This window comes from Gibbsiella quercinecans (genome assembly GCF_002291425.1).
Taxonomy (GTDB): domain Bacteria; phylum Pseudomonadota; class Gammaproteobacteria; order Enterobacterales; family Enterobacteriaceae; genus Gibbsiella; species Gibbsiella quercinecans.
Genome location: NZ_CP014136.1, coordinates 4,942,733 through 4,957,123 on the forward strand (window position 1 = coordinate 4,942,733; position 14,391 = coordinate 4,957,123).

At 57.8% G+C, this 14,391-nt stretch carries 11 protein-coding genes; 3 read left to right on the plus strand and 8 right to left on the minus strand.

The genetic code is table 11. From position 1 onward, the window contains the following. Positions 1-37: 37 nt before the first annotated feature. The 8 genes from tssA to ydgT all read right to left on the minus strand — a co-directional run bounded on the left by tssA (position 38) and on the right by ydgT (position 11,153). Positions 38-1,060 carry a type VI secretion system protein TssA gene (gene tssA, locus ACN28Q_RS22480; RefSeq protein WP_095848371.1) on the minus strand — a complete coding sequence of 341 codons (1,023 nt, stop codon included), beginning with the start codon at positions 1,058-1,060 and terminating at the stop codon, positions 38-40. A 25-nt stretch (positions 1,061-1,085) separates the two neighbouring features. Further along, the gene (gene tagF, locus ACN28Q_RS22485) at positions 1,086-1,808 is read right to left on the minus strand and encodes a type VI secretion system-associated protein TagF (RefSeq protein WP_413541208.1); all 723 of its coding nucleotides are present in this window, start codon (positions 1,806-1,808) and stop codon (positions 1,086-1,088) included. Between the two features lie 22 nt (positions 1,809-1,830). Further along, positions 1,831-5,463 carry a type VI secretion system membrane subunit TssM gene (gene tssM / locus ACN28Q_RS22490; RefSeq protein WP_095848373.1) on the minus strand — a complete coding sequence of 1,211 codons (3,633 nt, stop codon included), beginning with the start codon at positions 5,461-5,463 and terminating at the stop codon, positions 1,831-1,833. Further along, positions 5,463-6,686 (minus strand): DotU family type VI secretion system protein, encoded by a 1,224-nt coding sequence (locus ACN28Q_RS22495; protein ID WP_095848374.1) that lies wholly within the window; start codon positions 6,684-6,686, stop codon positions 5,463-5,465. Before ACN28Q_RS22495 ends, tssM begins: the two co-directional genes overlap by 1 nt. Positions 6,687-6,689: 3 nt before the next feature. Then, a complete protein-coding gene (gene tssK / locus ACN28Q_RS22500; protein ID WP_095848375.1) occupies positions 6,690-8,036 on the minus strand; it encodes a type VI secretion system baseplate subunit TssK in 1,347 nt (448 codons plus the stop codon). 44 nt (positions 8,037-8,080) lie between these two features. Further along, the gene (tssJ, locus tag ACN28Q_RS22505; protein WP_095848376.1) at positions 8,081-8,608 is read right to left on the minus strand and encodes a type VI secretion system lipoprotein TssJ; all 528 of its coding nucleotides are present in this window, start codon (positions 8,606-8,608) and stop codon (positions 8,081-8,083) included. 26 nt (positions 8,609-8,634) lie between these two features. Continuing rightward, the gene (gene tagV, locus ACN28Q_RS22510; RefSeq protein WP_095848377.1) at positions 8,635-9,138 is read right to left on the minus strand and encodes a type VI secretion system accessory protein TagV; all 504 of its coding nucleotides are present in this window, start codon (positions 9,136-9,138) and stop codon (positions 8,635-8,637) included. 1,799 nt (positions 9,139-10,937) lie between these two features. Then, positions 10,938-11,153, minus strand: a complete 216-nt coding sequence (gene ydgT, locus ACN28Q_RS22515; RefSeq protein ID WP_095848380.1) for a transcription modulator YdgT — start codon at positions 11,151-11,153, stop codon at positions 10,938-10,940. Between the two features lie 619 nt (positions 11,154-11,772). Here ydgT and ACN28Q_RS22520 point away from each other — a divergent pair. From ACN28Q_RS22520 to tcyL, 3 genes are all read left to right on the plus strand, one after another. Next, positions 11,773-12,759: a D-cysteine desulfhydrase gene (locus ACN28Q_RS22520; protein WP_095848381.1), complete on the plus strand. Its 987-nt coding sequence runs from the start codon at positions 11,773-11,775 to the stop codon at positions 12,757-12,759. A 167-nt stretch (positions 12,760-12,926) separates the two neighbouring features. Further along, positions 12,927-13,727 (plus strand): cystine ABC transporter substrate-binding protein, encoded by an 801-nt coding sequence (gene tcyJ, locus ACN28Q_RS22525; RefSeq protein WP_095849164.1) that lies wholly within the window; start codon positions 12,927-12,929, stop codon positions 13,725-13,727. After that, positions 13,727-14,389 (plus strand): cystine ABC transporter permease, encoded by a 663-nt coding sequence (gene tcyL, locus ACN28Q_RS22530; protein WP_095848382.1) that lies wholly within the window; start codon positions 13,727-13,729, stop codon positions 14,387-14,389. The genes tcyJ and tcyL overlap by 1 nt, the downstream gene beginning before the upstream one ends. Positions 14,390-14,391 lie beyond the last annotated feature (2 nt).

Genomic DNA, 14,391 nt, shown 5'->3' on the forward strand with positions numbered 1-14,391 from the left:
GATATCGTGGGTTGGGAAGAACGCTTGTTTTGGCTGGTCAACGGTTCTCCTCATTGTCGGGGCGACCAAGAATGGTCTCCAGTTGGTTCAGGCCGTCCGGGGCCAGATCGCGGACAATTTGCATAAAGTCCATGGCAATCAGCCGCTGTACCCGGTTGATCATCAACGGCGCCGGGTGGCTGGGTTCATGCAGGCTGAAGTAGTTTTTCACCTTGTCCAGCATCAGCAGGGCATCATCGCGCGACTGGATCTGCGCACTGCGCCAGTTGAACACTGCGGCGGCCGGTACGGCGGACTGTGCTTCGCTGGCCGTGTCGGCCGGCGGCGTTTCCTGCTCGGTCTGCGGTGCGGCGGGGGCCTGGCAAGATTGGGCAACTAGGCTAAACATGCGCAGCAGGCCGTCCATTTCCGGCAGCGCGCTTTCGCCCAGATGGCGCGTCACCACTTCGCGGATGGCGCCAAGGCGTTGGGCAATGGTGTGCACCACCTGGCCGGCGGGTTGATCCGCCTGCGCCAGCTCATCCTGCAGGCGCGCCCGGCCGCCGGGGAAGCCGGGGCACTCCTGTTTGCTGCCATCAAGCAGCGCGCAGGCATCGCGCAGGGAAATTTCGCCGGCGGCGCTTTTCAACAACGGGGCATGGCGCACACAGCTGGCCAGCGCGGCTTTATCGCTTAAGTCGGCCAGCACGTTAATGCGAAACAGCGGGTCGGCTTCGCCGTCGAATTCCAACAGCGGCAGCAGGCTGTCCCAATAGCGTTCCAGCGCCTGATGAATCAACGTCAGGCCGTCGGCATAGCCTTGCAGGCCGCGCAACTGCGCCCAGGCGCGGGTCAGGTACAGCATCACGCGCAGATCTTTGGTGCGCGCCAGTAGGCCGGTGGCCAGCCGTTCAACCAGCATCCAGTCCGGCGCTTCGGCCGGGATGATGGTGCTGCCGAACTGCTGTTCGGCCTTGCCCGCCGAAGCCTGCTCCATCGCCAGAAAATCAGCGTCATATTCCAGGTTGTCGCCACAGGGGTTGTCTGTTTCAACCGGTGCCAGCAGGGTATCGATAGCCATAGGGTGTCTCTTAATTAAGCTGCAGTTAATCAAACATTTGCGGGTATTGCCCGCGACGGCCGGCGCGCGCCCAACCGTTGAGTTCAAACAGGAGCGCAAACAGTTGCACCGTCAGGTTACCGCTGTGCACGTGGGTATAAAGCGGGTGGCCGTCCGCTTGGTTGGTCCACCAGAAGCTGGTGTACTGCGCAGGGTCAAAACAATCGGCAGCCTGTTGCCAGCCCAACCCCGGCCTCTCCGGTGAAGGATCGCCGATGATCGCCAAAATATCGGATTCGCTTTCCGGCGGCGGGGCCGGCAATGCCGGGATCGCCAGCAGCGCCCGATCAATCTGTTCCGCGGAGTAGCCGTTGCGCACACCGTTCAGCAAGGTATAGCCCAGTTGCTGGTACCACTGCGCCGCGTGATTCAACTGCGGATTACGCCACTGTTCCGGGGTGAAAAGGCGCAGCGCGCAGATCGGATAATGGCGGCCAACGCGGTCACGCGCCGGCAGCAGGCAGCCCAGTTGCACATAGGGGACGCCCAGCGTTGCCGGGACGGCGAAATTCCATACCGGGGCGCTGCTGAATACCTGGTTGGCGCTATCCGGCAGGCTGCGCTGCAGGTTTGCCAAGCCGTTATGAAACCAGTGCGCCCAGTGGTTGATCACCGCATCGGGCAGGCGGCGCTGTAAAAAATCGCCGGCGACCGGGATTTTGCCGTACCAGCCGATATGCGCGCTCAGGGGATGTTCGTTACTCATCATCAGGTCCTTTCTGGGACACTGCCTAAGGGCAAGAAAATGCCGGCAGTTGGAACGGATTACGAATGCTGTTGGCGGTAAACTCCAGCGTGACATGGTGGCCATCAAGGTTAAACGCCGCCTGGCGGCTTAAGCCGCCGGCGCCGGCGGAAAGCTGGGCCATATCCACCATGCGGTTCAGCGCCCACGGGCCACTGGTCACCAGGCTGGCGCTGGTGCCGTTCGCCAGCGCCAACTGCAGGTGCACCTGGTTGGTATTGTTGGTTCCCGGCCAACTCACCACTAATGGCACCTGCGGGCCGTGGCTGTATTTGAACAGTTGCCCGTCAACGTCCAGCGTCATATTGAGGATATCGTTATCCATGCGCACCGGGCGCACCGTCACGCGGAACGACGGCGTGGCGGTGCCGTTGGCGAAGAACGCATCGCGGATGCGCTGCGCCTGCTGGAATGAGCGCAAAATACCTTCGCCGCCCGGCAGGGTTTTGCCGTCTACGCCTGGGGTAAAGCGCCAGTTGGCACGGGTGGTATCCACTTTGCCCTGCAGGTTTTCCCGGAAGAAGCTGTCCATCAGCCCGCTATTGGGCGCGAACATGCGCGCCAGATCGTCGGGCGTGACTTCTTGCCGCGCCCGGGCGGTGAGCGGGTAACGGCCGGCAATGGCCTGCTGGCAAAAGCTGCCCACTTCAAAGCTGATGCGCTTTTTAACGTTTTCCATTTCTTTGCGCTGGGTGTCGCTGCTGGCGCCGATCGCCAACTGCAACAGCATTTGCTTGAACGGCACCGGCAAGCGGCCGGATTCCGCCTGCAGCCGTGGGATCACATCCCCCGGCGGCGCGGACATACCGCTGTTGGCGGCGCCCTGTACCGCGGTCAGGTAGCTGTAGAGTTCGTCCACCTGCTTGAGCACGCTGTCGAATGGGATCGCCTTGCTGCTATCGCCCTGGCCCTGTGCCAATGCCAGCAGCGGGGCAAAGTGGGCCATCACCACCTGTTCCGGCTGGGCGGAAACATCACCGTCGGCGTTGGCCGGGTGGTTGGAAAACAGCGTTTCCAACGTGTGGTTGGCGTTCTGGTTTAACTGCTGGCTCGCTTTGGCGGTGGCTTGCGCGGTGTTATTGCTGCTTTCATCGCGCAGCGTCACGTTTTTGGCGATGTTGACCAGCAGGTTGCGCAGTGGGGAAGGGGTACCGGAAAGCAGGCGCGCGCTGCTGATGCGTTGCTCCAGGCTGCTGATGTTAGCTAACTGCAAATCTTCCAATAGTGCGTCCCAGCTGTTGGTAAAGTCCTGCATGTAGAGCTGGCGCACGGTTTTGGTCAGATCGGCGCTTTTCTGCTCCGGCGTTTGGGTGTTGAGCACCCAAACGTCTTCCTGGCGCAGGGTATCGGTAACCTGGTCGATATTGCTGTCGAAGGCTTTCCAGTACCCCTGCGGGGTAAACAGCCCCGGCACGCCGTCGGTCAGCGGTTGGCCGCTCTTGCGGCTGAACGCTAGTTCGGCCTGCGGCCCGGCCAGATCCACTACGCTGACCGGTTTGATCTCGGTCTGTTTCAGCAGCAGGCGTTTGAGCCGGCCGTATACCCGTTGCGACAGCGGCGCGCGGTTAATCGCCGCCTGAGCCTGCGCGACCAGCGCTTCATCTTTGGCATAAGGCGATGACTGGATTTGGTTGTCCAGCAATTGGCTCAGGTGCCATTCAAGCTGCTGCAACTGCTTCTGCGTGCTGCCCTGGGGCAGGGTGCGCTGCAGGTTGAGCATCACCCAGGCGCGCAGGAATTGGCCGTCGTATTGCTTGGGCAGGTAGAGCATCTGGTAGGCTTTCAGCGCTTCATAGCTGAAGTCGGCATCGCTATGGCTATCGTTACGCAGCGTGGCGGCAATTTGCTGCGCCACCTGCGGCAACAGCAATTCCTGCAAGGTTTTCTGATAGAGCGCGTTGCTGGCGGCGCTGATCTGATCGCCGCGGTACAGCCCCATACGGTAGGTCAACGGCGGATCCTGCAGCGAGAAGTTCTGGCTTTCCGGCAGGTGCAATACGCTGTTGAGGAACGGCAACAGGGCAAACATATCGCTGGCGCCCAACTGCGTCAGCCCCTGGCCCTGGCGTTCCACCGCCGGCACTTTGGCGCCTACTTCGGCCAGGTAGGCCTTGTTGTTGCCGTAGCTGGTGAACCAAAGCACGCCCAGCACCAGCAACACCAGCCCCAGTGCGATATAGCCCGCCCAGTGCAGCAGCCGGTTGCGGTATATCCACCAGCGGTTGCTGCCGGCCAGCCCGGCCTCCTGGAAGATGACGTTTTCCAGCATCTCTTTCAGGAAAAAGCTTTGGCCCTTCGGCGCCGGGATCGGCGCTTCATGGCTGACGGCATTCCAGGCCGGCTGCGTGCTGTTGCCGGCGGCCGCGGTGGGCAGTTGCAGATAACGGTTTAGCTCGCCCATCACCCGGTCGAACGGCAGACCTTCCTGGGTCCCGCTGGTAAAGTAGATCCCGCGCGGGGTAAAGCGGGTTTCAAAGTTTGAGGTGCTGAACACCGTGTCCAGATACTGGGCCAGCAGTGGCTGCAGCGCCGCAAATTCTTGCGGGAACAGATAGCTTTCTGCACGCTGACGCGCATCGTTTTCCATCAGCAGCGTATCCGGCAAGCCGGCGTCCAGGCGTTGTTGCAGCAGCGCATACTGTTGTTCAAAGGCGCGGCTCAGATTGAAATCCGCCTGGCGCGTTTGCGCATAAGGGAAGGTCATGCCCCAAATCTGGTCGCGTTGGGCTTTGTCGAAGCTGTTGAAATAGGCCATAAAGCCGTTCAACAGGTCGGTTTTGGTGACCATGACATACACCGGGAAGTGGATGCCCAACTGGTTGTGCAACTCCACCAGCCGTTTACGTAAGGCCACGGCCTGTGCGGTGCGGGTTTCCGCGCTTTCGCCCAACAGGTCGGCGGCGCTGACGGTGACGATCACGCCGTTGATCGGCTGGCGTGCACGGTATTTCTTGAGCAGGCCGACAAAGCTTTGCCATTCATCGGCGTCGCTTTCACTCTGGCTTTCCTGGGTGGTGTAACGGCCGGCGGTGTCCAGCATGACCGCTTCGTTAGTGAACCACCAGTCGCAGTTGCGGGTGCCGCCAATGCCACGCAGCGCCGTTTTGCCGAAGCGTTCAGCCAGCGGAAAATGCAGCCCGGAGTTGGCCAGCGCGGTGGTTTTGCCGGCGCCGGGCGCGCCGATAATCACATACCAGGGCAGTTGGTAAAGATACTGGCGGCTAAAACGCGCCGCCCAATGCGGTTTGCCACCCTGGCCGGGGGCGAAACGGGCCTGTTTGAGCAACTGGGTGGCTTCGTCAAAGCGCTGCGCCAGCGCCTGATCCTGTTGAGCTTTGCCTGCGGCCGGTTTCTCCTGGTTTTCTTCCACCTTGTTCAGGTTGTTCAACATTTTCTTGTTGAGCCAGGCGCTGTACAGGCGCGGCACAATGCGGCACAGCACCCAGATCACAGCGATTGCGGCAATGGTGATAATGCGGTTCAGTTCCGGCTCAAACGGCCGGTAGTCGCCAACCGCCACCAGCGGGCCAATCGTCCAGATGATGAACGACAAGGCGGTGATGCCGGCGAACCCCCAGAGCAGGCGGCTGGTGATAATGGCAAATAACGTGTTCAGCATTATTTTCCGTTTCCTTGCTGCAATCCATTGAGCTGCGCGCGGGTGTTCCCCGGCGCAACCAACAGCGTAATTTCAACCCGGCGGTTTTTCGCACGGTGTTCTTTGCTATCATTCGGCGCCACGGGGTTGCTTTCGCCCCGGCCTTCCGCCTTCACCCGCTGCGGGTCATCAATGTGTTTTTGCAACTGGGCGCTGACGGCTTCGGCACGCGCCAGGGAAAGTTCCCAGTTAGAGGCGAAGCGTGCGCTGCGGATCGGCACGTTGTCGCTGTAGCCGGTCACCAGGATGCGGCCGCTGACGCCGTTCATCGCCTTGGCAATGCGATCAAGCACCGGTAAATACGCCGGGCGCACCGTGGTGGCGCCGGAATCAAACAGGCCGTCGCCTTTGAGGATCACCACGCTTTGCTGGGCCTCATCGCGCACCACCACCAGCCCTTCGGCAATCTCTTTGCTCAGGAAACTCTTCAGGCTCAGCACCGGCGGTGCGGCCGGGGCCGGGTTGGCGATGCTCACCTGCGGCAGGTTGGTCTGATAAATGGACGCCAACACCGGGCTGGTGGCATCCCCCAACCGCCAGTTAAGGATGATGAACAACAGTGAAGCCACAAAGCCGGTTAATGCCGCACAGGCCCACAGCGGCACCAGCGGGCGCCAGCGTTTTTGTTGCACCGGGCGATCGTGCACGTTGGGCGACAGCGGCGGGGCGTAGCCGCCGCGCACCGAGCGAATCAGTTGCAGCAGCCGCTGCTTCATGGTTTCCAACTGTGAACGCCCGTTTTCAATCACCCGGTAGCGCCCTTCAAAACCGAGCAGCAGGCAGAAGTTGATCAGTTCCAGCAGTTGAATATGTTCACGTGGGGTTTGCGAAAGCTTGGCCAACAGTTGGAAGAATTTTTCGCCGCCCCAGGTTTCGTTGTGGAATGTCACCAGTAGGCCATTGCCGGACCACACGCTGTTGCTGCCCCAGGGCGTGAGCGCGGCGGCTTCGTCCAGTGCGGTGCACAGGCAATAACGGGCGCCGATGATCACCTCATACGGCAGCGTGGCGCGCTGGCAACGGATCTCAAACCGGCGAACTTCGTCGATAAGCTGCTGGCGCAGCTGCGCCGGGTTGGCATGGGTGGCCGACTGGCGAATCTGCGAAATGGCATTCAGCAGCGGATTGGCCGCCGCCACCAGCGGGTTGCTTAGCGAATTGCCCTGGCTGTTTTCCTGAGTCATAGATTACCGGTCCGTATGGCTGCGAATTGCCCAGAACGCCATATCCAGCCCGGGAAAATCACCGGAAAGGTGCAGGGCAAACGCGCTGGATTTTTCCATCTGTTTCCACAGATCGCCGTTTTTTTCCAGTTCGAAGTAGGTATACCCGGCGTGATACGGGATTTGCCGCGGCGCAGAAGGCATGGTGCGCAGGCCGATGCCCGGCAACTGGAGCTGAACCAGATCGCGAATGCGGGTGACCGGGGCGATTTTCATCTGCGCAGGGAAATGGGTCAGCAGCATCTCTGGCGCAACGTCTGCGCGCACCGCCAACACGAAACCAAAATCGCGCGTCATGTTGGCATCGTGCACCGTGGCGATGTTTAGCCCGTGAGAACGTTCGACCAGCGTCAGTTGAATCGCGTTATCTTCCAGTACCACCGACAGCCCCTGACGCAGCAGCAACATCAGCTTGCCGAAGCACAACGCCAGGTTGTCATGGTCATAGACCGGTAGCCGCGCGTCCGGGGTGCGCTGCGCCGAGAAGCTGGCCAGTTCGGTGGCGAACTGCAGCCATTCGGCAAACAGCCGTTCCGGGTGCAGATGGTCAAGGTGGCTGGCATGGCTAACCTGGCCCAAATAGCGGTTAATCAATTGCAGCAGCATAAAGTCCAGAATTTCGGAACTGCCGCCGCGCCCCGGTTGCACCAGGCGCTGGCTCATCTGCTGGCTGCGCTGTTGTAGCAGGCCCTGCAAATCGCCGATAAAACTTTTCAGCAGCGGGTGGGCCTGGCAGTTGAGCATCGGCGGGATCTGGGCCGGCTCAAGGCGCAAACTGTTGTCCGCGCGTTTTTCCAGCACCCGCGCCACCGCCAGCGCGGTCCATTCTGCGTTAAGCTCGCTTTCCGGCATCAGCCGCAGCCGCAGGCGGCCGAACTGCAGCGCCGCGCTGCCGACCGACACCGCGTTCAGATCGTCCACTTCGGTTTCATAGGCCAGGTAGCGTGCTAGGGCATCTGTGGATTCCTGGAAGACCACATCTTCGCGCCCGGCGCGGTAGGTGGGCAGCGCCAGCACGATATTCTCGCCGGTTTGCGTATCGGCAATGGCCAGCGGCGCCGGCGCCTGTTGTGCGCCGCGCAAGTGGAATGGGGTGCCGTCCGGCATGATGCCGCTGGCTTCGCTCAGTGCGATTTTGCCCTGCCGCAGCAGGGCGGTGTCGAATTCCAGGGTCAGGAAACCCCAGAAGCAGCCATGCAACGCTTGTCCCCAGTTGCGCGTGTAGCCTTCGAGATAGTTTTCCGCCTGCTGGAAATGGTGAGGGCGCAAGAACATTCCCTCGGTCCAGACCACTTTATGAGCATCTTTCATCATCACACCTGATTATTCTTGTCTATGTTGGCAACGGCGGATTGTCATTCTCCGTCCTTGACGCTGCGCAGGCCGTTGTTGCCGGCAATGATGTGCGCTTCCAGTTTGTCCGGCGAAAATTGCCAAAATTTATAGAAATTGGTTTGCGTTGGCTCCGGCAGCGGCAGTGAAAGGCGCCAGGCCTTGCCATCCAGATTCTGGTATTCGGCGATGATGCCGATGTAGCGGGTTTCCAGCGTGCCCTGGCCGTTAAGGGTTTTGCCCACCTGGCCAGGAGAAAGGAAGAACTGGTCGCTATCAAGCAGGCTGTTGCCAAGAACGCCTTTGGCGTTGCTCTGCAGGCTGAAGAAATCGGCATCCATAAACTCTGCGTCGGAGCGCAGCAACAGGACGCGCACCTTAACCGGCGCTGGGCGCTGATCCGCGGCGGTATTCACCAGACGATCGGCATCGAACACCAGACTATAGCGGGCGGGCACGCTCTTGGCGGAAGACATGCAGCCGCTCAATGCCAGCGCGCCCAGCAGCAAAAACAGGCCCCAACACCCAGCGGCGATACGGGATTTATTCATGATGTTCTCGCACTCTCAGAAGAGAATTACTGCATGATCCAGGTGGCGGAAGCGGCGTCTTTACACGCTTGGCTGTTGCCGCCGATTTTCACGCAGTCTGGCTTACGGCTCGCAGCGCGGCGCGGCAAGTCTTTACGCAGCGTCGCCTTGTATTGTTTTTCTGGCACGCCGGCGTTGCTCTGCACATAGCCTTGCAGTTCGCCGCCGTGGGCGTTGGATATCGCCAGCCAGTGGTTTTGCGCTTCACCCAGCACAAAAAACGGTGCGGCGCTGCCAAGCTGGCTGATGGGTTCACCGTGGTAATCCGGCTGACTCATTACGCTGGCGGCGTATAGGCTGCGGTATGGTTCGTTGATGGGTTTGAACTGCGTCGGTGCGCTAACGGCTGCGCGGTGTTGCAGTGTTACGCCATTAACCTCGCTGGTGACCAGCGCGTCGTTGTTAATCACCACCGGCGGGGGTGGCGGCGGTGATGAGCATCCGGCGAGCAGTAAAGAGACAAACAGTGTCATCGTAATCCGTGTTTTCACAATATCCTCTTTTATATTTTGTTTTCGGCTGAAGCCATTGTTGTGATATTCCCACTCCGTTGGGGAAGGGCACTCAGGGGCCTGCGGCACCGGCGGTAGAGCAAGGTTTTTGGCGTGGTGCGCGGGCGATCGACGTGTGGAGATCGCCCACGGCAGCCGTGGGGTTCCAGGCACGTTTCTGTATAGAAGGCATAAAAAGAGATAGGGGCGGCAAGAGCGCGAGCCGGGGGAATAGAACACCGGGCGTAGCTACGCCAGTGCGTTTGTGCCGAATGCGTGGGGCGAGGGCGGCAATCACTTGCCGCGCCGACAAATTGTGTGGGCGTAACGTCACCCCCTTGCCGGCCGTGGCCAACAGGGGCGCGCCCATGTGCGGGGGCACCGGCCAGCGGAAAAGGCGGGTGCATAAGCTGATGTGCTGTGTCTTATTGGTTTTCATTCGAATAAGGATTCCTGTAGATATCTGCAAGCCAGAGTGGCGCTTTGCTCAAAAACAATCCCGTTTTCGGTTTGGATATCATTCCTGTCACTACAGATAAAAATGACCAGTGGCCATTAAAAGGCGCTGGACGCAGGCTGCGGGGCTAACCCCTGCAACGGACGCACGGCCTGAATATGCGTGAATAACTTAACAATGAATCATTACTTCCAGAGATGGTTGCGTGTGATGCCGGTTTACCTGTCCCTGTTCATATCGCGCAGTTTTATTGCTGTACGCGCTGATTTAATCATTAGTTATGTCGTAGTGTTTTTCGGCTTAGGCATGGCTACCGCACGAGATTTACGCACGATCCCGAGGGCGTTCATGTCACAAAATGAGAAGTGGCCTTACGTATTCTTTAACAAAACTTACACGCTGTAAGGTTGGCAAAAGTCTACTCCAGCCCTCTGCATTTGCAAAATAGGCAAAAAGATCAACGCGTAACTCTGGTTTTTGACGAAGTAATTCTATTTTTTGTAGATAAAACATGTAAATAGCTGTTATCGTAAAAACGATAAAAATAATTGGTAAATTGGTAATACCAATTTTCATGGGTATGTAAAGAAAGGTAAGTTGCTTAAATGAATGCTATTTTTCAACTTGAAATAAGTGGTTGGCGATTCTTTACACATACCAGGGTGAAAAGTAAGTAAGTGTTAATATATTCAAACAATAAATATAAAATCGGATGATTCTCATCGCCAGTGGTGGCTAATCAAACAGTGAATTGGATAAAAAATAAACAAGCGGAGGTTAACGAATCCGCCTAGTGATTTTTTTTATAGCTAAAAATTTTTTATGTTTTTGCTGTGGGGGGCAGGCTACCTGGCCATGCGGCCAGTTTTTTTACTGCCTGAAGAATTATCTGTGGCAAAAAATGAGCGGCAAAAACGGGCACCGCCGGGTAGGCTTGGCTTAACGCCGCGCGTTACTGGTTGGGCGAACAGGTGGGGGCTTGGTTGTACTGGATTTGCGCGCAAAATAGCATGATTAGTGAGAGAGGATCCGCGGTGCTGCCGGGGTTATTTGATGATGGCTATTTTGATAAGAACATAATGAAAACCACACGCAATGGAATTGCACGTATTCATAATCTTCGTTATTAAAAAGAAAATGCCGTTTAATAAATAATGCGAGTTAGGGCCAAAAACGTTGTCGTTTTCGCCAATGCTAAAGCGTGGGCTTTTTATCAAGCGTATAAAGCGGCAAACGCAGGAAAGCTCGCCAGGAAAGCATTAGCCTGCCAATGGCCCGCGGTGGGGCCGTGCAACACAGGTAACCTGGCGTATCTGAGTATAAAGACGTGGTGATAAAAGAATTAAAGCACCTGCGCCCACAGTGTTTTAGGCACTTTCCCTAAATCGAACAGTTTACCGGCCACCAGCTCGGCGCGCCGATGATCGGCTGCGCGGTACATGTTGCTCATTTCCCCATCGTTATCAATTGAATAGTTCAACTTGTCATAGACCTTTTCCAGGCTGTCCAGGTTGGAGCATTTACGGAAGGTCATCAGGTAATCTAAGGTACTTGTCATGGTCGTAATAAAACCTGCTAGTAGTCACCGTATGGAAAACATCCGTTGCTCACAGCACCTGGCCGGGCGACAGACGCACGATAGGGTAGAAATTTAAAAAACACACCGAATAAAAATACCCGAAATAATTCGCCTTGCCGGCAAAAAAAGCCAACGATGTTTGCGCTGGCCCCGTTAAAGGCCAGGCGCTGGGATGAACTGCATAAAACACAGCCAACACAGCTGAAGCTTGAAGTATGACGGGTATAAACGTAATTGGGCAAAATGGACCGTTAAACATCATGGTTCTGTTAAATGATAATCTGCAAAAACATTATCGGCAATATTCTGCCCTGGTAAAATAACGAATTACGTCATGGCTTAAAAGGTTATTGTCCTTCGGCAATACATTGTAATTGTTGCAGTATGTGAAGGAGGGGCTGCGGCGCACGCCGCGAATTGCACTCCCGCTGGCGGTTAGCGCGTTTTGTGCCGGCGCAGCTGCGCTTCATGCTCATAGTGTGATGCAGAGCATGGGCATATAAGTGGCCCGCGCCGCCTGGAATAAACAGTGATTATTGAGCCTACATCTGCTAAATATAGCCTTTCGATCTTGATGCCTTAACCCCAGGGGGAAGTTGTGAATCTGCAACAGCAACTGGCGCAGTTTCCGCGCCTGGATCTTGTTGGTTCCGCGACGCCGCTCGAAAAACTGCCTCGCCTTTCTGACTATCTTGGCCGTGAAATTTACATCAAACGTGACGACGTCACGCCCATCGCCATGGGCGGCAACAAGCTGAGAAAGCTGGAGTATCTGGCCGCTGACGCGCTGAGACAAGGGGCCGATACCTTGGTTACCGCCGGCGCCATTCAATCCAACCACGTGCGCCAAACCGCGGCCGTGGCCGCCAGGCTCGGCCTGCACTGCGTTGCGCTGCTGGAAAACCCGATTGATACCACGGCGGAAAATTACCTCACTAACGGCAACCGGCTGCTACTGGAACTGTTCAATACCGAAGTCGTTATGTGCGATGCGCTGCATGATCCGCAGGCGCAGCTGGCCGATCTGGGCACGCGCCTGGAAGCGCAAGGGTTCCGCCCCTATATTGTGCCGGTGGGGGGCTCAAACGCGCTGGGGGCGCTGGGCTACGTGCAGTGCGCGCTGGAAATCGCCGAGCAGGCGCGAGATGTGCAGTTCGCCGCCGTCGTGGTGGCTTCCGGCAGTGCCGGCACCCATGCCGGGCTGGCCGTTGGCCTGCAACAGCTATTGCCCGGCACGGAGTTGGTCGGGGTGACCGTTTCCCGCAAGGTGATCGATCAGTTGCCGAAGGTTGAGCAATTGCAGAAGGCGCTGGCCTGCTCGCTGGCGAGCGACGCCTTAGCGCCTATTACCCTCTGGGATGATTATTTCGCGCCGCAATACGGTATGCCGAATGAAGAAGGGATGTCGGCGGTGCGTCTGCTGGCCCAACTGGAGGGCGTTTTGCTGGATCCGGTTTATACCGGCAAAGCGATGGCCGGGTTAATTGACGGCATCGCCCAGCAACGTTTTCGTGATGATGGCCCGATTCTGTTCGTGCATACCGGTGGGGCGCCGGCCCTGTTTGCCTATCATCCCGCGGTATAGCGGCTATCCCCGTTATACTTCAGGTTGGCGGGGCGTTTTGTCTTGCTAACCATTACCTTGGGTATATTCCATTTAGCCGCGCATTTATGAGTTTATATTCCATCAAGCACGCGGCAATGTGGGTAATCTACCGATCGCAAATCAAAAAAACTGCATACGGGGTATTTATGGTCTTTTCAAATGTTCGTCGTCAACTGCTGATGGGGGTGATGGCGGTGGCTCTGGTCGCCGGCCTGCCGCTGAAAACCCATGCCGCAGAGAATTTACTCGACAAGATTAAACAACGCGGCACGCTGATTGTCGGCCTGGAGGGCACTTACCCGCCGTTCAGCTTTCAGGGCGAAGATGGCAAGCTCACCGGCTTCGAAGTGGACTTTGCCGATGCGTTAGCCCAGCATCTGGGGGTTAAAGCCAAGCTGACCCCCACCAAGTGGGACGGCATGTTGGCCTCGCTGGAATCCAAACGCATTGACGTGGTGATAAACCAGGTGACGATCTCCGATGAGCGTAAAAAGAAATACGATTTCTCCACCCCGTATACCGTTTCCGGTATTCAGGCGCTGGTGAAAAAGGGCAATGTGGGCGAGATCGCCAAGCCGGACGATCTGAAAGGCAAAAAGGTGGGCGTGGGCCTGGGCACCAACTACGAACAGTGGCTGCGTGAAAACGTGCAGGGCGTGGATGTGCGCACCTATGATGATGATCCTACCAAATATCAGGATCTGCGCGTGGGCCGCATCGACGCCATTTTGGTTGACCGCCTGGCGGCGCTGGATCTGGTGAAGAAAACCGGCGATACGCTGGCGGTTGCCGGCCCGGCGTTTTCGCGCCAGGAAGCGGGCGTGGCGGTGCGCAAAAACAACCCGGATCTGTTGAATGCCATTAATCAGGCGATTGCCGCGATGCGGGCCGACGGTAGCCTGGCGAAAATCTCCGAGAAATGGTTTGGCGCGGACGTAACGCAATAATGCACGAGAGTATCCAACTGGCGCTGGATTCAGCGCCGTTTTTATTGAAAGGGGCGCTGCTGACCCTCCAGCTTAGCCTGGGGGGCATGGCATTGGGCCTGGCGCTCGGCTTTCTGCTGGCGCTGATGCGTCTTTCGCGTTTCTGGCCGTTGGCCTGGCTGGCACGGTTTTATGTCTCCTTATTCCGTGGCACGCCGCTGATCGCCCAACTGTTCATGATCTACTATGGCCTGCCACAGTTCGGGATCGAACTGGATCCTTTCCCGGCGGCGCTGATTGGGCTTTCGCTGAATACTGCGGCCTATACCTCGGAAACCCTGCGCGCGGCGATCTCCTCTATTGATAAAGGGCAGTGGGAAGCCGCCGCCAGCATCGGTATGAGCGGCTGGCAGACCCTGCGGCGGGTGATCCTGCCGCAGGCAGCGCGTACGGCATTACCGCCGCTGGGCAACAGCTTTATCGGCCTGGTGAAGGACACGTCGCTGGCGGCGACCATTCAGGTGCCTGAGCTGTTCCGTCAGGCGCAGTTGATCACGTCGCGCACGCTGGAGGTGTTTACGATGTATCTGGCCGCCTCACTGATTTATTGGGTGATGGCGACGCTGCTTTCCGCCTTGCAAAACCGTCTGGAAGCGCAGGTTAACCGCCAGGAGAACGCGTAACG